This window comes from Cylindrospermum stagnale PCC 7417, from assembly GCF_000317535.1.
Lineage (GTDB): Bacteria > Cyanobacteriota > Cyanobacteriia > Cyanobacteriales > Nostocaceae > Cylindrospermum > Cylindrospermum stagnale.
This window is the reverse complement of sequence record NC_019757.1, coordinates 6,808,661-6,834,473: the sequence shown is the minus strand read 5'-3', so window position 1 is coordinate 6,834,473 and position 25,813 is coordinate 6,808,661. Positions and strand designations below refer to the sequence as shown.

Sequence of the window (25,813 nt, the reverse complement as noted above, 5' to 3'; positions counted from 1 at the left end):
TGTCTCCCCATCTCCTACGTTTCACCCCTTGGCTGTGATCTATTTAGGGTAAAAATTCTGGTTCCGATTCTCTTAATGGTAGGGTGACAGGGTTAAGGTTTTGAGCGGTAGATGCTTCTAAAACTGGTTGCTGCTGTGCAGTATTTTTTTCAACTATATTATTTCTCCCTGCTAAGGTGTCGCGCTGATTGATCAGATAGATACTGATTAAAGTCAGAAAGACACCTAGCCACTGTAATGGGCTGAGAACTTCTGAGAGGAAAATATTACCAAATATTAAGGCAAAGACGGGTGTGAGGAAGGTGAGGGAACTGAGGCCGGTGAGATTACCACTTTTAGCAAAGTAGAAAAACAACCCATAAGCGATCGCACTCCCAAATACTGTGGCATAACCTAAAGCTATCCACTCAGATGCTACAAGATTTTCCCACTGTTGGGACTCAACAACTGAAGAAATTCCCCACAAAGGCAACCCAGCCAAAAACAAATGCCATCCTGTGGCGCTTACGGGGTCAGCGTACTTACACACATACCGAATCATCACCGTACCTATTGCCATTGACAATGCCGCCAGCAGCATCAACCACTCACCACGCGCCCAAAAATCTTGCCAATTGCCAATTGTCATATCTGCGCCTGCACCTAGAAGATTAAATATCCAGGGAGAAGGCAAGCCAATTAAACTAATACCTGTGACTCCTAAACCTAACCCCAACCATCCCCATAAACCGATATGTTCTTGAAATAGCCACAAGGACAGCAAAGCCACAAGCAATGGTTGAGAGTCAATCATCACTGAACCTAAGCCAGCGCTGGTTCTGACTAATCCTTCTGCTAAAAAGCCTTGAAATAGCGTCCCATCTACTAGGGCAAATAAGCTAATCCACAGCCATGCAGCCCAACCTTGAGGCTGGGGTCTACCCATAACGACTGCGGCTATGAGAATTAACACCCCCGCAGGTAGCGATCGCACTCCCGCCATAAATAGGGGTGTGGTGTGGGGAATAACGCCTTTCATTGCCACCATTGCTGTACCCCAGAAGAAAAAGGGGGCGATTAGCAACAGGGGAGGGAAGGAAGATGCAGATGCACTGAGTTTCAGTTGCATGGGTTTGCTGAAGCCTTTGTTTAACAAGCGCAAAAATTGCTTTACCCAATTTTACCGAATTGTGTGTTTTTGTGTTCGCGTCGCGTCTGGCAGACAAGGAATTAATACTCAGTTGTACCAAAGCTTACATTAGGCTAACAGTGCAGCCGACAAGATGGATAATTTATTTCTTGGAAGTCCCTAAAGTTGCAGGTTTTGTCCTGTATGAATAAATCCTCCCTCTCAAAAAATTTAGGTCTGCTACCGTACCTCATAAACCTGCAATACGCTGTACATTGCTTTTTTCCCACCCACTTAAGTAAATCCCGAATCTTAGATTACCAAGCGCGGAAACTTAAACAAATTGGTACAGTTGGCGAATATACAGCGCATTTTCCCTACATCTACGGTAGTCAAGAAATCCCATCGCTCAACTACTAAAGATCTAAACTTTACATAAGTGCCCAATATATTTACAGAAACTTTAGTGATTATACCGTTGAATATCAGCGACAATGTTGCCAATAATGAAATATTACTTAAGTAAAGGAGTAGTCAATAAATGAATTAGCAGAAGCAATTTATGTTACTTGAAAAATGTTGTCCTTACTTAATAAATAGATAATAAAAAATTATGGCCGATACCAATCTCTCAATCTTTGAATCAACATTACCGGACACAACCACCAAAGAAGTCACTGCTTACGATACAGCAACAACTACAGTATCTGGTTTGCCCAGCTATTTAAATGTAACAATCAGCAACGGCGGGTTGCTCAATGGAGTTTATGATGCTTGGTGTATTAACAGTAGCTTTGGTCTCGCAAGAAATACTTACGACAACAGTACTGTATACTCTAGCTACGGAACCATACCTGCTGGCATACTTTATACTGGTGAACAGACAGTAAACGCCTCATCTGCCGATCCATACCTGGATAAACTTCAGCAGATCAACTGGCTTTTGAATAACGTTACTGAAGCATCCAACCTAGTAAACAATACTTATCGCTATGGTGGTGTTGACTACACTTGGGGTGATGTGCAACTAGCTATCTGGAAACTGCTTGGCGAGACAAGCATATTAGATAGTACAGACTTCAACTCATTGGAGGTCTATAGTCAGCAGAAAGCTGATGATCTCGTTACTCTGGCGACAATAAACGGCAGCGACTTCCTGCCAGTGGCTGGCAACGATATTGGTGTGATTGTTAAAGCTTCTGGACAGCAGCCGATCTTGCTGGAAGTGAAGACATCTGGTATTGGGGATTTTGTTTGGGAAGATCTGAATGCCAATGGGATTCAGGACGGTAACGAAGCAGGAATCAATGGGGCAACAGTCACATTGCTCGATGCCAACGGTAATGTTCTCAGCAGCACTATTACTGGGGACAATCCCTACACAGCAGAAATTGAGAGCGGCTACTATCAGTTTGGCCCGCTGCTGCCTAGTAACTATCAGGTCAGGTTTACCTTGCCGACTGACTTTAATGCGGTCAGTCCCTACCTCCAAGGCAACAATTCCCTGGACTCCGACGCTAATCCCAACAACAACCTGACCTCGAATCTCCTAACCTTAGTTGGTGGTGAAATTAACAAAACCATTGATGCAGGCTTCTACAAATATGCCTCATTAGGAGACTTCGTCTTCAACGACAGCAATGTCAATGGCATTCAAGATGCGGAAGAAGTAGGAGTCAGTGGTGTCACAGTGCAGTTGATAAACCCCACAGATGGCAGTGTCATTGGCACTACCACCACAGATAGCAACGGGGCGTACACCTTCACCGGACTCACTCCCGGAGAATATCAAGTGCAATTTAGCGCCCCAACTGGTTACAGCTTCACCTCAGTTAACCAGGGAACTGATGATGCCCAAGATAGTGATGCCAACCCCAGCACCGGGTTGACCCAAACAGTTACCCTCACCTCTGGGGAGTTCAATGGCACCCTGGATGCAGGTTTAGTGCAACTAGCGCGTCTGGGAGACAGAGTTTGGCATGATATTAATGCTAATGGGATTCAAGATGCTGGCGAAGTAGGCATTGCTGAAGCCGGCGTTAACCTATTGAATGCATCTGGAAATGTGATTGCCACCACCAATACCGATGCCGACGGACTGTATTCCTTCAGTAACTTGCAACCTGGAGACTACAAAGTCCAGTTTGTCCAACCCAATGGCTTTAACGGTGTTAGTCCGGTTAATCAAGGTGGTGATGATAGCATTGATGCCGATGCTGATACCAACTTAACCACTGGGTTAATCAATCTGTCTGCTGGTGAAAATGACCCCACCATTGATGCCGGCTTCTACAAAACAGCTAGCCTTGGAGACTTCGTCTTCAACGACAGCAATGTCAATGGCATTCAAGATGCTGGGGAAGTAGGAGTTAGCGGTGTAACCGTTACCCTGATTAGCGGGGGAGCAGATGGGATCATCAACGGTATTGGAGATACCACTGTCACAACAACCACCAATGGCAGTGGCAACTACGGTTTTACAGGACTAACCCCTGGTCAAGAATATCAAGTCGAATTCTCTAATCTACCGACAGGATATCAATTTACCCAAGCAGATGCTGGTTCTAATGATGGCTTAGATTCCGATGCCGATCCCAGCACAGGCAAAACTCAGATTGTCACCCTCTCTTCTGGGGAAAATAACACCACTTTGGATGCGGGGATTTATCAAAATGCCGGCGACTTGTCGATTACCAAAACCGATAATTTGACGACGGTCACCCCTGGACAGCAGATAACCTACACCATCGTGGCTCAAAATAATGGTCTGGTAACTGCCACCAACGCCCTGGTGAGCGATATCATCCCCAGTAATCTGACCAATGTGACTTGGACAAGCGTGGCAGCAGGGGGAGCTACAGACAATCAAACCAGTGGCACAGGCAACATCAACGATTACGTCACCCTGACAGCGGGTAGTAGCATCACTTATACAGTGAACGGTACGGTAGCTACCAACGCCCTCTCATCCAGTCCTACTAGCAATTCTGAAACCAGCACTTTTAACTTCAATGGCAATAGTGCGTTGGATGGAACGAATGGAAATATCCGGACGTTCTCGGTTAACGACGTTTCTGTCAAAACGAGTGCCTTTAGTCGAGATAGTTTTGGAACTTGGAAAACCGCCTATCTCGGTAGCTTTACTGGTGGGTTAGGTGTGACTGACAGTAGCGAAGGCGATGGTGGTAACGGACTCCATCGGGTGGACAATGTGGGGCGGAATAACTACATCCTGTTTGAATTCTCCGAGTCGGTGATTGTCGATCGCGCCTTCCTTGATTCTGTAGTTGATGACAGTGATATCTCTGTGTGGATTGGTAACTTTAACAATCCTTACACTAATCACCTCACCTTAAGTGATTCGGTTTTGAGCAGCTTTGGGTTCAGTGAAGTCAATTTAACAGGTAGCAGTAGCGATCGCTGGGCGAATTTCAATGCCAGCAATAACATAGGCAATACTCTAGTGATCGCGGCTTGGACGCAGGACTCATCACCAGACGACAGATTCAAGATTCACTCTCTGGATATTCAGCAACCTGTTGCACCAACGACCGTTTCTCTGAGCAACACGGCTACGGTAACTGCTGCGACTGGTTTCACCGACACCAACCTCAACAACAACAGCGCCACCGATACGAACACAGTGATTGCCGTCTCCACCGTGAAAATTGGCGATCGCGTTTGGTACGACGCTGATGGAGATGGCATCCAAGATACAGGCGAATCTGGAGTTGGAGGAGTCAATGTCAAGCTGTTTAATCAAGCAGGTACTCAAATCGGTTTGACTACCACCAATGCCCATGGTCTCTACGAATTCACCGTCAAAGCCAATCACACCTACAGCGTTCAATTCGACAAACCCACTGACTTCGATGGTTTTAGCCCAGCCAATGTAGGTAACGATGCGGCCGATAGCGATGTTGTGAATGCTAACGGAAAAACAGCTTCTTTCTCAGTCGGAACGAGCGATGACTTGACGATTGATGCGGGGCTAATCAAAAATATCGGCGATTTGTCGATTACCAAAAACGACTGTTTGACCCTAGTAACGCCCGGACAGGAGGTGACCTACACCATTGTGGTTAGTAATGATGGTCTAATGACCGTCACTAACGCCCTGGTTAGCGATTTAATCCCCAGCCTCCTGACAAACGTGACTTGGAGCAGCGTAGCCACTGGGGGAGCCACGGGCAATGAACTCCATGGGACTGGCTCCATTGACGATTACGTCACCCTGACTTCGGGTAGTAGCATCACTTATACGGTGAACGGCACGGTAGCTACCAACGCCCTCTCATCCGCTCCCACTAGCAATTATGAAACCAGCACTTTTAACTTCGAGGGTAATAGTGCGACGGATGGAACGGATGGAAATGTCCGGACATTCTCGGTCAACGGCGTTTCTGTCAAAACGAGTGCCTTTAGTCGAGACAGTTTTGGAACTTGGAAAACCGCCTATCTCGGTAGCTATACTGGTGGATTAGGTGTTACTGACAGTAGCGAAGGATCTGGTTCTGGTGGACTCCATCGCGTAGATAATCTGGGGCGGAATAACTACGTCCTGTTTGAATTCTCCGAATCGGTGAGCGTTGATCGTGCCGAACTCGATTATGTAATTGATGACAGTGATATCTCTGTGTGGATTGGTAACTTTAACAATCCATTCAGTAATCACCTGACCTTAAATAACACAGTCCTCAGCAATTTTGGGTTCAGTGAAGTCAACTTAACAGGTAGCAGTAGCGATCGCTGGGCAGATATCAATGCCAGTCAGAAAATTGGCAACACTCTAGTGATCGCGGCTAAGACGGGGGACTCAAACGATCAATTCAAGATTCGCTCTCTAGATATTCAGAAGCCTGTTGCACCAACGACCGTTTCTCTGAGCAACACGGCTACAGTAACTGCTCCGACTGGTTTCACCGATACCAACCTCAACAACAATAGCGCCACCGATACTGACACAGTGATTGCCGCCCCCGGTGTCCGGACACCAGGATTCTGGCACAACACAGAGTGGCAGAAGTTTTGGGATGGTGTCCAAGGTAACGAACCGTCAGAAAAAACCGACCCCAAATTCCCTGACTGCGATCTTTTGTTTGCACCTCATACTAACTCCGCACAACCTGGAAAAGTTCTTGACCCGGTGAGTGGACAGTATGACATAGGGCTGCTCATTGGTGACTACAACCTAAATGGCAAAACAGATGCTGGTGAGAATACCCTCTTCTACACCCACGCCCAGGCACTCCAGATTGTCGATTCCTCGGCGCAGCCTAACTTGGAAGATAAACGGTACGATCTTGGTAGCTCTCTGGTGGCTAGCTGGCTGAATTATCTCGCTGGTAACCCCATTGATACCGCCAATCAGACTGATAAGGATGCTCGACACTACATCAACCAGGGAATAAATTGGTTGCAAGCCTCAACGCCAGACGAAAATGGCGATCATCAGGGTGATGGTGCGCTGAACCAACTTACTGGCAGCGTTGTCAATAGCCTTCTGGCTAATACCTACTGGAATCTTGGCATTTCCAGTGCGTCGGGTTTACTGAGTCCCCATAACTCCGACACCAACGTTGTTGATCCCTTAGATGCTGGTAGTGTGATCCACACCGCATTGGATAATTACAACAATGGTCTGGGTCTTGCAGATCATGTTTTCTCCGGAGGAAACTCATAACTTGCCACAACTGACGTAATTAAAACCCCTGTAGAGACGTTGCATCCAACGTCTCTACACTGAAGTTTAAATAAATGATTTCTGCTGTCAGAAAATTTGGTCGAAGCGATTGAGTAAAAAAATTTAGTTTAAATGAAGAATGAATATAGAAGATACCTATCTGGAGTCCTGCTCAAATGCTGAAAGATTCTGGCGAGATTTTTTGCGCGGTTTCACAGCCCCTCTCAAGTTATCGGCGATCGCTAATCCTACCTCATCCCCTCCTTGCCGTGGAACCCAAGAAATTCGCCTGACAAGCAGTAAAACCTTAGATTTAACAAATTTAACCCAAAATTATCAATTAAGCCTTTATAGCCTCATTCAAGGGGCAATGGCTCTACTTTTGAGTCACTATAGTGGGGAAACAGATATTTTGTTTGGCGCCACGAGAGCCTGCCGTCAAGCAGATAGCAAGGAACTTTGCCTCAACATTTTACCTGTCCGAGTTTCCATTCATCCCGGTACTTCAGTCTTATCGTGGCTGAGAGAATTACAGGCACAATGGATGGCGTTGCAAGACTATGAATCTATTTCCTTGGGACAAATCAGAAACTGGAGTCAAGTTCCCCCAGAATCACCATTATTTGAGACGCTTGTCATCTTGGCAAATGACGGACTTGAGGCTGAACTCCAGGAACAGGGAGACTATCCTCTAGTTTTGTCTGTTGATGCTGAGTCAGACTTGTTGCTGAAAATTGATTATGAGCGAACTCAATTTGCAGATGATGCGATCGCGCGAATGTTAGGACATCTGGAAACCATATTCACAAGTCTACTTAATCTTCCTCAACAAAGTATTGCAGATATTCCCTTGCTCACAGCAGCCCAAAGACACCAATTATTAGTTGAGTGGAATCAGACAGAGGCAAATTATCCCCAAGACAAGTGCATCCATCATTTGTTTGAAGAACAGGTAGAGAGAACACCGGATGCAGTGGCTGTAGTGTTTGAGCAGCAACAACTCACCTATCGAGAACTGAATCAGCGAGCAAATCAACTAGCACAATACTTGCAAACCCTAGGAGTGCAACCAGAGGTTCTCGTCGGCATCTGTACAGAACGCTCTCTAGAGATGATTGTAGGCATATTAGGCATTCTCAAAGCCGGTGGTGCCTACGTACCTTTAGATATTGCCTACCCAAAAGAGCGTTTGGCTTTCATGTTGTCAGATTCCCAGGTGTCTCTACTGTTAACACAGCAGCATCTAGTAGAAAAACTACCCGAACATCAAGCTAAGATAATTTGTTTAGATGGTGATGGGGATGCGCCAGCTAAAACACCAGAAAAACAGACAGCAAGTGCAGTCAAAGCAACAAACCTAGCCTATGTTATTTATACATCTGGTTCCACCGGCAAGCCTAAAGGCGTTCTCATCCCCCACTGTAACGTCGTCCGTTTGTTTGCAGCCACTCAGTCTTGGTTTCAATTTAACCAGAATGATATCTGGAGTCTCTTTCACTCCTATGCCTTCGACTTTTCCGTTTGGGAACTTTGGGGTGCGCTTTTATATGGCGGACGTCTCGTCATTGTTCCTTATTATGTAAGTCGAACGCCAGAATTATTTTATAACTTATTGTCTCAAGAAAAAATTACAGTTCTTAACCAAACCCCTTCAGCTTTTCAGCAAATCCTTCAACTAGAAGAATCTTTAAATGTCCAGAGAGACTTGAGCTTACGCTACGTTATTTTTGGCGGGGAAACTCTTAATATTCAAAGCTTAAGACCTTGGTTTGAGCGACACGGTGAGCAATCTCCCCAATTAGTCAATATGTACGGGATTACAGAAACAACCGTACACGTCACCTATCGTCCCCTGACCATAGCCGATCTCGACAGTTCAAGAAATGTAATTGGTCGTAAGATTCCCGATCTACAACAATATATATTAAATTCCCAACTCCAGCCCGTCCCCATCGGTGTTCCAGGTGAAATCTACATCGGAGGAGCAGGTTTAGCTCGCGGTTATTTAAATCGACCGGAATTAACCGCCCAAAGGTTCATTCTTCACCCCTTTAGTCAACAACCAGAAGCTCGTCTCTACAAATCTGGTGACTTAGTCCGCTATCTAGCCAACGGTGACATTGAGTATTTGGGGCGTCTCGACAACCAAGTAAAAATTCGGGGCTTCCGGATTGAAATAGGAGAAATTGAAGCTCTATTAAACCAACATTCAGCCATCCGGGAAACGAAAGTTATCGCCAGAGAAGATATCCCTGGTGACAAGCGATTAGTCGCTTATTTTGTCTTCTCCTCAAAGCAAAATTCCCCATCGGAAATCCTAAATCAACTACGCCAGTACCTGCAACAACAGCTACCCGATTACATGGTGCCTTCTGCCTTTGTTTTGTTAGAGTCTTTCCCCTTAACTCCCAACGGCAAAATCGACCATCGCGCCCTTCCCGCCCCCAATTTATTGGGTTTCCGCCGTCCAAGTAATTATCTTGCCCCTCGTACCCCCACAGAAGAAATCCTTGCCAATTTGTGGAGGGAAGTTTTGCAAGTAGAACCCATCGGCATCGATGATAACTTTTTTGAGTTAGGCGGACATTCTTTACTAGCCACACAAGTAATTTCCCGCATTAGACAAGGCTTAAATTTGGAAGTGTCAGTGCGATCGCTATTTGAATTTCCCACCATAGCCCAACTCGCCCCACAAATCAGCACAACTCCTCAAACCGACAGCCTAACATTACCACCGATTCCACCGAGAAAGCACCAAGGAACTCTACCACTTTCCTTTGCCCAACAGCGCCTCTGGTTCCTAGACCAATTACAACCCAACAGCACCGCTTATCATCTCTCCTACATTTTTCAGATTCAGGGGACACTCAACCTCTATGCATTGCAGCAAAGCTTAGGCGAAATCATCCAGCGTCACGAAATTCTGCACACCAATTTTCCCGCAGTCGATGGACAAGCAATTCAAGTGATTGTCGCCAATATCGCCTTCAACTTACCAATCATCGACTTGCAATCACTGCCTGTTACCCAACAAAAACTCGAAACCCAAAGAATAGCTAACCAAGAAGCCCAGCAGCCTTTTAACCTAGCCCAAGATCCGCTACTGCGCTTAAAACTATTGCGATTGAGTCCAGCAGAAAATCTGCTGCTACTCAACATTCACCACATTATTTTCGATGGCTGGTCTTTTGGAGTGTTGTTTACAGAACTCAAAACACTTTATCCAGCCTTTTGTGAAGCACAGCCATCTCAGCTTCCACAACTCCCCATCCAGTATGCCGATTTTACCCTTTGGCAACACCAGTGGCTCTCCGGTGAAGTCTTAGACTCGCAACTGCACTACTGGAAACAGCAACTAGGTGGCACTCTGCCCTTGTTGCAATTGCCTACAGACCACCCAAGACCCCCTGTACAAACTTACCAAGGCGCTTCTTTTTCCCTCATCTTATCCCCAGAACTAACTGCAAACATCAAATCCCTCTCACAACAAGAGGGAGTAACTTTGTTCATGACACTGCTGGCAGCCTTCAAAATATTACTCTATCGCTACACTGGTCAAGAAAATGTGATCGTGGGGACTCCAATTGCAGGTCGCAACCGCAGAGAAATTGAATCATTAATTGGGTTTTTTGTAAATACTTTAGCTCTGCGTACTGACTTAGGTGGCAATCCTAGTTTCCGCGAATTGCTCGGTCGAGTACGGCAGGTATGCTTAGAAGCTTACACCCATCAGGACTTACCTTTTGAACAGTTAGTGACGGCGCTGCAACCGGAACGCCACTTAAGCCATACTCCTGTATTCCAGGTCATGTTTGCTTTGGACAACGCCCCAATGGGGGAATTCGCTCTGCCAGGATTAGCTGTAACGCCTTTAGCATCACCAATTCAGACTGCTAAATTCGACCTCACTCTGTCAATGGAAGAACGAAATGGACAGCTAACAGGTGAGTGGGAATACAATACAGATTTGTTTGAAGCGGCGACAATAGAGCGAATGATCAAGCATTTTCAGACTTTATTATCTGGGATAACCGCTCATCCCAATCAAAGTATCTGGAAATTGCCTCTGCTAACAGAAGCGGAAAAACATCAATTATTAATTGAGTGGAATCAGACAGAAGCAGATTATCCCCAGGATAAATGCATTCATCAGTTGTTTGAAGAACAGGTAGAAAGAACCCCTGATGCCATAGCCGTAGTATTTGAGCAGCAACAACTCACCTATCGAGAACTGAATCAACGTGCTAATCAACTAGCTCACTACCTGCAAAAGCGGGGAGTAGGGACAGAGGCACTAGTAGGGATTTGTGTCGAGCGTTCTCTAGAGATGATCATAGCGGTTCTGAGTACTCTCAAAGCTGGTGGAGCTTATCTACCTTTAGATCCAGCATATCCCCAAGAACGCTTGGCTTTCATGGTGCAAGATGCTCAAGTTTCTATTTTACTAACGCAAACAGAACTTTTGCCGAGTCTACCAGTTTTCTCCACTCAACTTATAAACTTAGATACAGATTGGCAGCAAATCACACAATTCCCATCATCTAACCCAATTAATACCCAATTACAGCCGAAAAATCTGGCTTACATCATTTATACCTCTGGTTCCACAGGCCAACCAAAGGGAGTGATGATTCAACATTGCAGCCTGGTTAATACTTATTTTGCCTGGGAAACAATCTACCAATTGCGTACAACCACAACGTCTCATCTCCAGATGGCCAGCTTTTCCTTTGATGTTTTTTCTGGAGATTTGATTCGTACCTTATGTTCTGGTGGCAAACTGGTCTTATGCCCAAGGCATCTGTTGCTATCACCCGAACTATTATATGGACTGATGCAAAAAGAAAAGGTAGATTGTGCAGATTTTGTGCCAGCCGTTTTGAGAAATTTAGTTCAGTATCTTGAGAGTAGTCAACAGCGTCTAGATTTTATGCGGTTGCTAATTTGTGGTTCAGATAGCTGGAGTAGTGCAGAATATCAAAAAATTTTACAATTATCTAGTTCTCAAACCCGGTTAATTAACTCCTACGGTTTGACAGAAGCTACTATAGATAGTTCTTATTTTGAAACAACAGCAAAAAATTTAGCCCTTAACCAATTATTACCCATAGGGCGTCCATTTCCTAATACTCAACTCTGCATTTTAGATAAACATTTACAACCAGTACCCATAGGCGTTGCCGGAGAACTTTATATCGGTGGTGTTAATCTAGCTAGAGGCTATAGGCATCGGACTGAGTTAACTACCAACAAATTTATTCCTAACCCATTTAGTAAGAATCCGGGTGAGCGTTTATATAAAACTGGTGACTTAGTTCGCTACTTGCCAGATGGAAATATTGAATTTTTACAACGCATTGATAACCAAGTTAAGATCAGAGGTTTTCGGATAGAAATTGGTGAAATCGAGGCAACAATTAATCAAAACCATAATGTAACAAAAGCTGTAGTTATAGTCAGAGAGGATATACCAGACGACAAACGCTTAGTAGCTTATGTCGTTCCCCATTCCACAGAAACTTCTGTACTAGAATTACGTAACTTCTTAAAATCTAAATTACCAGGTTACATGATACCAAGTGCCTTTGTACTGTTAGAAGAAATTCCTCTCACACCCAATGGCAAAATCGACCATCGCGCCCTTCCTGCTCCCAATGTCTCCTTTTCCCAAAGTAATTATGTTGCTCCTCGCACCCCCACAGAAGAAATTTTGGCTAATCTTTGGCGTGAGATACTCAAAGTAGAACTCATTAGCATCCACGATAACTTCTTTGAGTTAGGTGGACATTCATTACTTGCCACCCAAGTTATCTCCCGCATCAGACAAGTTTTTAACCGAGAAATCCCCCTACGCTTACTATTTGAATCTCCCAACATTGCCCAACTCTCATCACAACTTGGCAAAACCAAAAGCTTACCAGTTCCACCGATTCAACCGAGAAAGCAGCCAGAAAACCTTCCACTTTCTTTTGCTCAACAGCGTCTCTGGTTTCTAGACCAATTAGAACCCAATAGCACTGCTTATAATATGCCCTTTACCTTGCGGCTTCAGGGGTTACTCAACATTCATGCATTGTCACAAACCATAGCCGAAATCATCCAGCGTCATCAAATCCTCCACACAAATTTTGCCGCTGTAGCTGGACAACTAACTCAGGTAATTAATGATCATAATGCCTTCAGTTTACCCATCATCGACTTACAGTCACTACCGAATTTTCAAAGGGAAGCAGAAGCTCAAAAAATAGCTAATGAAGAAGCACAGCAACCCTTTAACTTAGTTCATGATTCTCTATTTCGCGTCAAACTATTGCGTCTCAATGAAGCGGAACATCTGCTGTTACTCAACATTCACCACATTATTTTCGATGGCTGGTCTTTTGGGGTGTTGTTTGCGGAACTTAAAGCAGTTTACGCAGCCTTTTGTTTAGGTCATTCTTTACCATTACAACAACTGCCCATTCAGTATGCCGATTTTGCACTTTGGCAAAGACAGTGGCTTTCTGGGCAAGTTTTAGACTCTCAACTTAATTACTGGAAACGGCAATTAGGTGGGACTTTGCCTGTCCTAGATTTGCCGACAGATTATCCCAGACCCCCTATGCAAACATACCAAGGGGCTGCGAAATCTTTCGTTTTGTCCTTAGAGTTAACTGCAAGTATCAAATCCCTTTGCCAAAAAGAGGGTGCGACTTTGTTCATGACTTTACTGGCAGCGTTCAAGATATTACTTTGTCGCTACAGTGGACAAGATGATGTAATTGTGGGAACTCCAATTGCGGGGCGTAACCGCACTGAAATTGAGGACTTAATTGGGTTTTTTGTCAATACTTTGGCTTTGCGTACTGATTTGGCTGGTAATCCCAGTTTTCGGGAATTACTCGGTCGAGTACGGCAGGTATGTTTAGAAGCTTATGCCCATCAGGATTTACCTTTTGAAAAGTTAGTAGAAGAACTGCAACCAGAAAGAAATTTGAGCCACACTCCGCTATTTCAAGTCTGGTTTAACATGATCAACTTATCCAGTGATTCCCTCGAATTGATGGGGTTAAAAGTCGAACCTGTATCGATTCTTGAAACTGCTTCTAAGTTTGATTTATCTCTCTATATTAGAGAAGAAAATCAGCAAATTCATCTGCAACTGGTCTACAATACGCTTCTCTTTAATGCAGATACCATTCAGTGGATGGGAATGCACCTTCAGCGATTGTTAGCAGGAATTGCGGCTAATCCAGAAAAACCCATCTCTACTTTCCCTCTGTTAACTAAAACTGAACGTTACGAATTATCGCACCCTTGTAATCTTATCCGCCCCACTAACTCCTTTAATGAATTCCCTAAACAGGAGATTGAACAATCTATCCCAGCGCGGTTTGAGCAGCAAGCTAAAAAATATCCCCACAATATTGCTGTCAAAACAAAAAATTATCAGTGGACTTATAGAGAATTAAATCTGCAAGCCCATAAGATAGCCCAAATACTTCTGCAAAAAAATCTAAATAGGGATGCTAAAATCGCCCTCTTATTTGACCACGATGCCCCGATGGTATCTGCTATTTTGGGAGTTTTAAAGCTTGGTCAAATTTATGTTCCTCTCGAACCAAAATATCCCAGACAAAGGGTGTTATCTATCCTAGAAGATTCTCTTTGTCAACTGGTTTTAACTAATAATAAAAATTTAGCTGATGCCCAAAAAATAACTGATGGAAAACTTCCAATCATTAATATTGATGACATCAATGTTAATGATTTCCCTGAAGAGATTACCCAAGAAATATCCGCAGATACTCTGGCTTACATTCTTTATACCTCTGGTTCGACAGGAAAGCCGAAAGGAGTTATCCAAAACCACCGCAACGTTCTACATTTCATCAGGAACTATACCAATAACCTTCATGTTTCACCAAATGACAAGTTAACTTTGTTCTCATCCTATAGCTTTGACGCAGCGATTATAGATATTTTTTCTGCTATCTTAAACGGAGCCACTCTCTACCCGTTTAACATCAAAGTAGAAGGTCTAGCTCATTTATCTGAATGGTTGGACGAACAAGAAATTACTATTTATCACTCTACTCCTACTGTTTATCGACAGTTTATTCAGATTTTACCTGTAAAACCATCAATAGAAAAAACACAGCTTTCTAAAGTGCGTTTAGTAGTTTTGGGAGGAGAAGAGGTAGTAAAAAGCGATGTTGAATTATATCAAAAACACTTTTCTCATGAATGTATCTTAGTCAATGGTCTAGGATCTACAGAATCTTCTTTCAACCTCCAATATCTTATTGATAAAAAAACACAGCTTACCCAGAAGCAGGTACCAGTAGGTTATCCGTTTGATGACACCGAAATTATTTTGCTCGATGAATCTGGTAACCCGACCGATATTTTGGGAGAAATTGCGATTAGAAGTCCTCATATTGCACTAGGTTATTGGCAGAAACCAGAACTCACAAAAGTGGTATTTCTAAATGATTCGGAAGGTAGTAATAAAAGAATTTATCGCACGGGAGATTTGGGTCGCTTAAGAGTTAATGGCGCAATAGAATTTTTAGGAAGGAAAGACTTTCAAGTAAAAATTCGTGGTTTCCGTATTGAATTAGGGGAAATTGAAGCAGTTTTAAGCCAGCATCCGGCTGTACAAGAAGCGGTTGTAATTACTAGAGAAGTTATTCCTGGGGAGAAGCGATTAGTGGCCTACATTATCCCTAGGTCAAACCCAAATCTAAACCAGGAAATAGGGAATGAGCCATTTACCCAAAGTCAATCTTTAATTATCAATCAACTAAAGCAGTCCCTAAAACAGAATTTACCCGATTACATGGTTCCGTCTGCCTTTGTATTGCTTGATGTCTTGCCCTTAACTCCTAATGGTAAAATTAACCGTCGTGCCCTTCCTGCTCCCGATTTTGCCAAATTTGAATCAGAAAAATATACAACCCCTACCGATAATTTAGAACTTCAGCTGACAAAGATTTGGGAAAATGTTTTAGGTATTCAGCCAATTGGTTTAAGTGATAACTTTTTTGACGTGGGAGGACACTCACTTCTAGCTATCCGCTTATTTGCTCAAATTGAAAAGATATTTGGCAAGCATCTTGCTCTCACTACTCTCTTCCAATCTCCCACAATTAGGCAATTAGCTAATGTACTTCGGCAAGAAGGATGTTCAACTTCTTGGTCTTCGTTAGTTCCGATTCAACCCAATGGTTCAAAACCACCTTTTTTCTATATCCATACGGTTTATGGAGGTTTGATACACAGCCATAATCTACTTTCAAAAATGAATTCTGACCAGCCCATTTATGGGTTACAAGCACAGGGTTTAGATGGGAAAAAACCTCCTCATACTTGTATTGAGGATATGGCAGGTCATTATATTAAAGAAATACAAACTGTTCAACCACATGGCCCCTATTTTTTGGGAGGATGGTGTGCTGGAGGCATGATAGCCTATGAAATAGCGCAACAACTTTATGCCCAAGGAGAAACTGTTGAATTACTCGTAATTTTTGATGCCTATCCTCCCAAAATGATATCTCAATCAAATACATCTTCAAGTCACCTATCTTGGCGCCAAACCAAGTCTAGTCTCGATCAATCTATATTGCATTTAATTGATACAATTAAGCGCAATCGCAGCTTATTCGCTACCTTAAAAAATCAACAACAGATCATCTCTATTGGCAAAAAAATTAATCACCGAATTTATGACAGAATCAAAGAAATTATTTATAAATTTTATCTCAATAAAAATCTTACTTTACCTCACTCGCTGCGTGAATTAGCAGTTAGAGATGCTATCAGTCAAGCTTACAAAAATTATTTTCCGCAAGTCTATTCCGGTAAAGTTATATTTTTCAGAGCAGTGATTCAACCTAAAGAATATGCTGATTATCTCAAACAGTGGGAGGAATTAGCGGCGGGGGGCTTAGAAATTCATGATATTCCAGGACACCATGATAGTATTTTGTCTGAACCTAATGTACGGGTTTTAGCTGAAAAATTAAGAGCTTGTATTGCTATGCATTAAGTAGGTGGACGGGGAGAACTCAATATACAGCGTATTGCAGGTTTATGAGGTAAGGTAACAACAGTTTGTCAACCAATTTTTTAAATGCTCGGAATTAATCAAATCAAGCGCAGTTGCTTTTTAGTTCATCAACCAGGTTTTCCCTAGCCCTGATTTTTCGTTAGGCATTTTTATTAATCTATGATGATTGAGAATTAACCTGTGGAAAAAGCCACGTTGTTTGGCTGTTTGAGGACTTACGGTGAAAAGTCAGATACTTAAAAAAACTCTATCAGTTAAATTATAGGTTGAAAATTGCGATGGGCTACGCCCCACCGTAGCCCATCGCCTAAAGTCGGGCAATTATGAGATTTTTTTTCAGTACAAACACTAATACCAAAGTAGTATGTTAAAAATAATATAAGTAATCTTATTTCCGATAAGTCAGGAGTATTAGATGCCTGTAGGACTGCCTGAATTCGTTGAAAACCCAGAAAATCGTTGCCCTGTAATTCTCTTAGTTGATACTTCTGGCTCCATGTCAGGTCAGCCTATACAGGAGTTAAATCGAGGTTTGGCAGCTTTTAAAGAAGACGTCATGAGAGATGCTCAAGCTTCCCTCAGTGTGGAAGTTGCTATTGTCACCTTTGGCCCTGTGCGACTGACCCAAGATTTTGTGACTATAGACCAATTTACACCGCCCAACCTAGAAGCAGATGGTGTCACACCAATGGGTGAGGCCATAGAGTACGCTTTGGATTTGTTGGAACAACGAAAACAGACTTATAAAGACAACGGTATTCTCTATTATCGTCCTTGGGTATTTTTAATTACCGATGGGGCACCAACAGATTATTGGGAAGGTGCAGCGCAAAGTGTGAGAGAAGCAGAAGCACAGCGCCGAATGTTGTTTTTTACTGTTGGTGTCCAGGGTGCAGATATTAACAAACTCAAACAAATTGCTCCCCCTGAACGTCCACCAGTGACCCTGAATGGCTTAGATTTTCGCTCTTTATTTGTTTGGCTTTCCACTTCCATGAAACGGGTTTCTAGTGGCAAAGTAGGGGAAGCAGTGGCATTACCACCTGTGGGATGGGGTCAAATTAATACTTAGAATTTGAGGATTTATTGTGGGTTGGAAAGCAATTGCCCGTTCGGCGACGGGAACGAGTCATAAAATTCAGAAAATACCTTGTCAAGATTTTGGGCATTATCGCATTTTTAATGATGTGATTGTAGGCGCTGTTGCTGATGGTGCTGGTAGTGCTAAATATTCTCAAATTGGTTCTAAATTGGCGGTAGAAACAGTACTCAAATGCTTTGCTGAGATTAATCAATATCCTGATAGGCAAGGGTTTTCTCAACCACTTGGCAAAATAGAAGCTGAGAAACTGTTTGCTAAGATTGTGAACCAAGTTATTACTGATTTAAACAACCAAGCAGCCAAAGAAGGTTATTCAGTCAATGACTTAGCTTGTACTCTTTTGGTTTTTGTCGCAACTCCTGACTGGTTTGTAGCTATGCAAATTGGAGATGGATTTATAGTGGTGCGTTCCCAAAATTCAGAATATCAACTGTTGTTTGAACCTGATAAAGGGGAATTTTTCAACGAAACAACTTTTGTCACTTCAGCTAATGCGCTGGATGAGATGCAGGTGCAGGTTATTTCAGCAAAGCAAGAGTTTATTTGTGCTTCTACTGATGGACTAGAAAAAGTTGCAATTCGCTTGAGTGACTGGAAAGCATTTCCACCATTTTTTAAACCTTTTGACGAATACTTGCAAGAAATTGCTAATCCAGACGCAGAAGATCAATATATTATTGATTTCCTCAACTCTGAACGGCTAAATTCTCGCACTGACGATGATAAAACTTTGCTTTTGTGCCTGTTTGAGAGAGAGTAAAATTTGATGACAGTTCTCACCTGTGCCAGTACGGGGAAATCAATTACTCTGTTAGGTGAACCGATAGCTAATAGTGGTGAAGCGAAGGTTTGGCGAACTAATGAAAATGGTGATTTAGCTAAAATTTACCATTCTCCAACTCTTGAGCGGGTGCAGAAATTAGCGGTGATGATATCGTACCCACCCACAGAGCCAAATTCTCACCTCAATCATATTTCTTTTGCTTGGCCTAAGTCGGTGCTGAAAAATGATCTGGGTGATTGTGTGGGCTTTTTGATGCCAGAAGTAAAGGGTGGAAAAGAGCTTCTTGATATTTATAATACCCAACGTCGAAAGGCGTTGAAACTTGAGGTTGATTGGCGTTTTCTACACACAACAGCGCTGAATATTGCCTCAATTATTGAAGCACTTCACACGGCTGGTTATGTATTGGGTGATATCAAACCACAAAATATTCTGGTTAATAATCGGGCTTTACCTTCAATTATTGATACAGATTCTTTTCAGGTGATAAATCCTCAAAATGGTAAAGTTTATCGTTGTTTAGTTGGTTCAGAGGGATATACACCACCGGAAATGATTGGTAAAGATATTGCTAGCATTGAGCAGACGAAAGTACACGATCGTTTCCGGTTAGCAGTAATTATCTATCAATTGTTATTTGGAGGTAATAGCCCTTTTCAGGGAAGGTGGATAGGTGCGGGGGAAACTCCAGAAATTAATGATCTCATCCGTCAGGGTTTATGGCTGTATGCACCAAATAGTTTTATTCAACCTGTAGAGAGGACAATTCCCCTTGAGATTGTTCATCCAGATGTTCAGCAATGTTTTCTCAAATGTTTTAATGATGGGCACCAAAATCCTAATTTACGCCCTACGGCTAAGGAGTGGTTGGAGGCGTTAAGAGTAGGGAATGATCGGCTTAGTGTATGTGGCAGGGTAGACGGTCACTACTATAGCCGAACTTATGGTAAATGTTATTGGTGCGATCGCGCTACAAAACTTGGTGTTGATATATTTCCTGGAGTTGTTAGACCAAAACCACCTGCTGTTGTTGACTCAACACCACAGCCGCAAGTTATTAACACAGACCAAATTTTAGGAAATGTCGCCCCCTCCAGGCTACTCCAAACCATCGCAGGGCATTCCGACAGTGTTTATTCCGTAGCGTTCAGCCCAGATGGTCAAACCCTTGCTAGTGGGGGTGGTGACGAGACTATCAAACTGTGGAATGTCACTACAGGACAACTACTCCAAACCCTCTCTGGGCATTCCGAATCGGTTCGTTCTGTAGCATTCAGCCCTGATGGTCAAACCCTTGCTAGTGGGAGTCGTGACAATACTATCAAACTGTGGAATGTCACTACAGGAAAACCACTCCAAACCCTCTCTGGGCATTCAATCTGGGTTAGTTCCGTAGCATTCAGCCCTGATGGTCAAACCCTTGCTAGTGGGGGTGGTGACGAGACTATCAAACTGTGGAATGTCACTACAGGAAAACTACTCCAAACTTTCTCTGGGCATTCCGACTTGGTTGAGTCGGTAGTATACAGCCCCGATGGTCAAACCCTTGCTAGTGGGAGTAGGGATAAGACTATCAAACTGTGGAATGTTACTACAGGAAAACTACTCCAAACCCTCTCTGGGCATTCCAGAAAGGTTAATTGCGTAGCATTCAGCCCTGATGGTCAAACCCTTGCTAGTGTGAGTGATGACAATACTATCAAACTGTGGAATGTCATTACAGGAAAACTACTCCAAACCCTCCCTGGGCATTACTACTGGGTTAATTGCGTAGCATTCAGTCCAAATGGCAAAACCCTTGCTAGTGGGAGTCGTGAAGAGACTATCAAACTGTGGAATGTCACTACAGGAAAACTACTCCAAACCCTCCCTGGGCATTCCTTAGGTGTTAATGCCGTAGCATTTAGCCCTGATGGTCAAATCCTTGCTAGTGGGTGTGGTGACAAGAATATCAAGATTTGGCAAATTGCAGCACATATCACTACTTCATCTTCAGTCCAGCAAACTCAATCTCAGGTTTCGCAACCAGCAGTTTCTACACCTCAGAGTCAACCTGTAATAACCCAAACAACTGCAACATCTACTACTATAACTACTTCAAATTCCGATAGGAAAGTTTTGGTTCTGCGGCTTGCTGTGATTGGGTTCTTTATAGGGATTGGTCTTGGAAATGCTGCTATAGTTTATTTTTGTTTTGTTTTATTTTGTTTTATTTTGCCTTTGGTTGTTTCTTAAAGCGAAATATCTAAAGCGTTACGGAAAATTTTTAAGATTGCAGTAGTCAGAATCAGGATTTATAGGATTTGCCGGATTCAACCGGATTCAATGAGCTATAGGAATACAAAATTCTGTTAGGAAGAGAAGAATGGAAATAATTTTGAATTAATTAATTCTGGGTACAAGCCCCCGCCACAATCAAAGATTATGGCGGTCAACAAGAAAGTGGTGAGTCTAGAGCTACCACTAATTATCTTTAATTTTGAATACTTCGACAAGCTCAGTACAAGTTTTGAATTTTGAATTGGAGCGAAGCGACTTGACATTATATTTTTTCTCAAAAGAATGCAAGAATTGAATTTTGCAGTATAATATCTAGTTCATCAGGATGCAACAAGTTTCATACAGATTCGTTTAAACCTAGCTTGTATTACCCTGGGGTAAGCAAGTTACAGTCGGGGTTGAAATGCTTTGATGTAACAGTCTTAAATTTTTAATTATTTAAGACTCCAGTTTTTTCATTTTGGGAATTTATACAGGTGGTGAAATTATGTCAGGTGATGAAATATCTCAATCATCGATAGAGCCGACTAAGCAAGTAAATTCTAGATTTCGACTTGATTATTTGGATGGAATCCGAGGTTCAACAGCAATATATATAATTTTATTCCACATTTATTTAGATGTTTCTGCAACGCTTAGTGACACTGAGAAATTTAGCATTATATGGCAAGTAACTGATTTATTTTTCTCCCAAGGAAGATATGGGGTTGTAATTTTTATTGTGCTATCTGGTTATTGTCTAACGTTACCTATTGCTAACTCTGAAAACAGACAGATACGTGGTGGCATTCTTAATTACTTTCAGCGACGCGCATTAAGGATTTTACCTCCATATTATGCGGCTCTGATTTTGTCACTTATTTGTAACTCTCTTATTCCTAAAAATATAATGTTAGCTACAGGAACGCACTGGAATTATGGGCAACCTGCGTTTGATAAAGGGGCAATAATTCCCCATTTATTTTTAGTTCATAACTTTAATGCTGAAGACTGGATGTTTAAAATTAACCCTCCTATGTGGAGTGTAGCCTTAGAATGGCAAATATACTTTTTGCTGCCCTTCGTATTATTACCTGTATGGCGATATTTAGGCATAAGTGCTGTATTAGTCGTAGCATTTTTGCTGAGTTTGCTCTTAAGCAAATTCTGGTATGCATGGTACATCATTTTATTTACTCTAGGTTTTATAGGAGCAGTTATTGGCTTAGATAAACAATCATCTTCATTAAAGTGGAAAAATAGAATTAACTGGGATATAACTTGTATTATTTTTGCTACAATCTGGGTTGTAGCTTCATTTCCGCCTTCACGTTTAAAGCCGTTTTTAGTATTGATATTGACTAAAATATGTCCATTTATAAATAATTTTTCTCAACCGCAACAATTTATTTTTGATCTCATAATTGGCATAGCGGTAATTTGTTTAATTATATCTTGTAGTAGATTTATAGTTGAGGGAAAACCTACTTTTTTTCGGGGTATTTTAGATTTATTACAATCCCGATGGTTAGTTACTTTGGGTGGTTTTTCTTATAGTATATATTTAGTACATGCTCTGATAGAAGCACTGGTTCAATTGTGTCTCAAGGATTTGCATATATTACCATTAGTGAAGCTGGCAATATCAATTACACTCACCGTACCCCTGTCTGTAGTAGGAGGATATGCTTTTTATGTCTTTTTTGAAAAGCCAGTTATTATGCATTTAAAATCAATAAAATGATTTTGTAATATTTCAGTAATCAAGTGCGTTAAGCTGCGTTAACGCACCCAGTTTTTAGGAAATATTGGTAACGGTAGAACTTTCTAAACTTGCTACTAATTTCACCCCGAATTCTTCCTCGAATACTCCTTTTTTGTAATCTAAACTCCAGAGTTCTAAGGCGCAGTCATCACCAACTTGGGAGGGAAAAATTAGCATTTTAAATTCCCCGGTATCGGGACGATAATCACATTGGATTCGAGCGATTGCTCCAATTTGCCTTCTATCTAGAGCAACTGCTAATCTCAAAATGGCACTCAATTGACTGATCATTTGTCGATGCTCTTTAGTTAACAAATTGCGGTAATTTTCATGCTTTTTCTTGGGTGGGGATTTGCGATGATAACGGGCTAAATTGGCAATGAGTTCAATTTCTGTTTCGGTGTAACCAAGTAATTCACCATTGCGAATTAGGTAGTAAGAATGCTTGTGGTGTGCAGAATGGCTGATGTAGTGACCACAATTATGTAATATGGCAGCTGCCCAGAGCAATTGCCGATCGCCTGATTGCCAGTTGTGTAACGTGCCAAAAGTCTGGTCAAATAAGCTCAGGGCGAATACTGCGACGCGATCGCTATGTTCTAAGTTAATCTGGTATTTCTTAGCAGCTTTCAGCACACTCCGCTGACGCACTGAACCTTGATAGCGCAGTCGGTCTTCAATTAAACCATGTGCCAGCATCCAGTCGACAATCACGCCTTCTCGCAGAGAACGCTCACATACTGTCAGCGACTCAGCACCCAAAAGGGTCATGCCTTCCTGTAATATCACTGCACCAGCTAGTATTACTTCTGACCGCTTATCCGGCATCCCCGGAATTATGGCTCTTTCCACATTCGACAATCTCCGCAAGCGATTTACTAACTCCCGCAAGTCTTTGAGAGGAAATTGATAGCCGTTGAGGGTGGAAGGAACATAACCCAGCTTTTCCCGTGCGTGAATCGTCGCTAAGGTTTCAATCGTGCCAGAAGTGCCTACCAAGCGAGGAGATTCACCAAAATTCAGGTTTGCTAACACCTCATCTACAGAACGTTCTAACATCCCCCGTGCGTAGGCTTGCAGGTACTGAAACTCAATATTGCTAATGGGATCGGTGGTAATTAACTCGCCGGTGAGTCGCACAGCACCGACTTTGGTACTCGTGAGACTGCGCGGTTCATGGCTGTCTCCCAAAATTAATTCTGTGGAACCGCCGCCAATATCAATCATAATGTGGGGCTGGTTGTGAAATTCCATCCCCGATAACACGCCTAAATAAATGCGTCGTGCTTCTTCTTGTCCAGAAATCAAGTCAACGCTTAAACCTAACTCGGTTTCGATCCTGTGCAAAAAATCTTTGCCGTTGGGGGCTTCCCGGACAGCGCTAGTCGCTACAGCTACGATGGTTTCGACATTGGACATTTTGGCAATTTCTTGGAAGCGTCCCAAAGTGGCGATCGCCTTTTTGATGATTTCTGGTTTCAAATCTCCAGTGGCCAAATCGCGATCGCCTAATCTCACAGTTTCCTTTTCTTTAGCGATCATGCTAAAAGCTGGTAAGGTCGGCTCAATTTGCACCACTACCATGTGCAGAGAATTTGTGCCAATATCAATCGCCGCAATAATCCGGTGTTGCTTAACTGGCTGAGTTGGTATACTCAAGCAGTTAGCCGAAACTAAACTCAGCATCTAATTTTCTCTCTCTTCAAGAAGGTTAGTTAGCAATTCAAACTTCAAACTTCAGTCCCTGGAATCATGACGGGTATGCCGTCCATCAACTGGATGTAAATAAAAAGCGCGACAGCTTGAAAGCTGGTGTGTCGGGGCAATTGGTACTAAATATTACTTGAAATAAATGTATTTCTCAGGTTGACTGTTTGGCTGTGATACCTGATGAATAAAATTTAACCTGCTGCTGACAACCAAAGGAGCTATTTTGTATTCAAAGCCGCCAATTAAGGTTGTGTTTTAACAAATAGCAAATAACGATATTCTATAGATGTAAAGAAGTGTGTATTCATCTAGTTCAAGTAATTTCTTGATTTCTATGCTAAAGACGCCAGAGAGCAACCAAAAACCCCAGTGGCTGGTGATTATCCGCCTTTTGCGGTGGCATAAACCAGAAGGACGGCTAATTTTAATGATTCCTGCCCTGTGGGCTGTGTTTTTGGCGGCTGCTGGTAAACCACCTTTACCCCTAGTGGGAGTGATTGTGTTGGGTACTCTGGCCACAAGCGCTGCTGGGTGTGTTGTCAATGATTTGTGGGATCGGAATATTGATCCACAGGTAGAGAGAACACGCGATCGCCCTCTGGCTTCCCGCGCTCTTTCGATTAAAGTGGGAATTGTCGTGGCGATCGTCTCAATGGCTTGTGCCGCAGTACTGGCCTTTTATCTTAACCCCCTCAGTTTCTGGTTATCTGTAGCCGCAGTGCCCGTAATTTTGCTTTATCCAGGGGCAAAGCGGGTGTTTCCAGTGCCTCAACTCGTGCTTTCCATTGCTTGGGGTTTTGCTGTGTTAATTAGCTGGAGTGCAGTCACAACAACACTTTCGCCGACAACTTGGCTACTTTGGGGTGCAACTGTATTGTGGACATTGGGATTTGATACTGTTTATGCAATGAGCGATCGCGAAGATGATCGGCGGATCGGTATCAATTCTAGCGCCCTGTTTTTTGGAAAATCGGCTCCTGTGGCGATCGCTATTTTCTTTGCTGGCACAATGTTATTACTTGGTTGGGTAGGTGTCTTGCTTCACCTCCATCTTCCCTTCTGGATTAGCTTAGTAATTGCAACTATTGCCTGGATTTGGCAATCTCTGCGCTTAAGAAAACCACAACTCCCTAACTCTGTTTATGGTGAGATGTTCCGCGAAAACGTCTGGATTGGTTTTATCTTACTTGCAGGCATGATCGTTGGTTCTTTTTAAGTTTTTCGTTTTTCATCGCATTTCTTAGTTAAGTGAGGTACTCTAAGATTTAACCACAGATCAATTTGTACCGTTTCAGATTAGGAAGCACTAGAGTAGATGTCAATTTGCGGTTTTTGACTAGGTAACTAT

General features: G+C 42.7%; 10 protein-coding genes. 8 read left to right on the top strand and 2 right to left on the bottom strand.

Translation table 11 applies throughout. The annotated features are described in order from the left end of the window. Positions 1-43: 43 nt before the first annotated feature. Positions 44-1,108: a DMT family transporter gene (locus CYLST_RS29020; protein WP_015211307.1), complete on the bottom strand. Its 1,065-nt coding sequence runs from the start codon at positions 1,106-1,108 to the stop codon at positions 44-46. A gap of 204 nt (positions 1,109-1,312) precedes the next feature. Here CYLST_RS29020 and CYLST_RS29015 point away from each other — a divergent pair, with 204 nt between their 5' ends. The 7 genes from CYLST_RS29015 to CYLST_RS28985 all read left to right on the top strand — a co-directional run bounded on the left by CYLST_RS29015 (position 1,313) and on the right by CYLST_RS28985 (position 22,734). Continuing rightward, complete coding sequence (locus tag CYLST_RS29015; protein WP_015211306.1) at positions 1,313-1,528, top strand: hypothetical protein; 216 nt, start codon at positions 1,313-1,315, stop codon at positions 1,526-1,528. 193 nt (positions 1,529-1,721) lie between these two features. After that, complete coding sequence (locus CYLST_RS29010) at positions 1,722-6,791, top strand: SdrD B-like domain-containing protein (protein ID WP_015211305.1); 5,070 nt, start codon at positions 1,722-1,724, stop codon at positions 6,789-6,791. A gap of 139 nt (positions 6,792-6,930) precedes the next feature. After that, positions 6,931-16,824, top strand: a complete 9,894-nt coding sequence (locus CYLST_RS29005) for a non-ribosomal peptide synthetase (protein ID WP_015211304.1) — start codon at positions 6,931-6,933, stop codon at positions 16,822-16,824. A 436-nt stretch (positions 16,825-17,260) separates the two neighbouring features. After that, positions 17,261-17,917, top strand: a complete 657-nt coding sequence (locus CYLST_RS29000) for a vWA domain-containing protein (protein ID WP_015211303.1) — start codon at positions 17,261-17,263, stop codon at positions 17,915-17,917. A 16-nt stretch (positions 17,918-17,933) separates the two neighbouring features. Continuing rightward, on the top strand, positions 17,934-18,707 hold the full coding sequence (locus CYLST_RS28995) for a PP2C family serine/threonine-protein phosphatase (protein ID WP_015211302.1): 774 nt from the start codon (positions 17,934-17,936) through the stop codon (positions 18,705-18,707). A gap of 6 nt (positions 18,708-18,713) precedes the next feature. After that, on the top strand, positions 18,714-20,966 hold the full coding sequence (locus CYLST_RS28990; RefSeq protein WP_015211301.1) for a WD40 domain-containing protein: 2,253 nt from the start codon (positions 18,714-18,716) through the stop codon (positions 20,964-20,966). A 532-nt stretch (positions 20,967-21,498) separates the two neighbouring features. Continuing rightward, positions 21,499-22,734 carry an acyltransferase family protein gene (locus CYLST_RS28985; RefSeq protein WP_015211300.1) on the top strand — a complete coding sequence of 412 codons (1,236 nt, stop codon included), beginning with the start codon at positions 21,499-21,501 and terminating at the stop codon, positions 22,732-22,734. Between the two features lie 54 nt (positions 22,735-22,788). Here CYLST_RS28985 and CYLST_RS28980 read toward each other — a convergent pair whose 3' ends face one another. Further along, on the bottom strand, positions 22,789-24,441 hold the full coding sequence (locus CYLST_RS28980) for a Ppx/GppA phosphatase family protein (protein ID WP_015211299.1): 1,653 nt from the start codon (positions 24,439-24,441) through the stop codon (positions 22,789-22,791). Between the two features lie 358 nt (positions 24,442-24,799). Between CYLST_RS28980 and CYLST_RS28975 the strand changes: the two genes are divergently transcribed. Next, a complete protein-coding gene (locus CYLST_RS28975; protein WP_015211298.1) occupies positions 24,800-25,681 on the top strand; it encodes a 4-hydroxybenzoate solanesyltransferase in 882 nt (293 codons plus the stop codon). Positions 25,682-25,813: the final 132 nt, after the last annotated feature.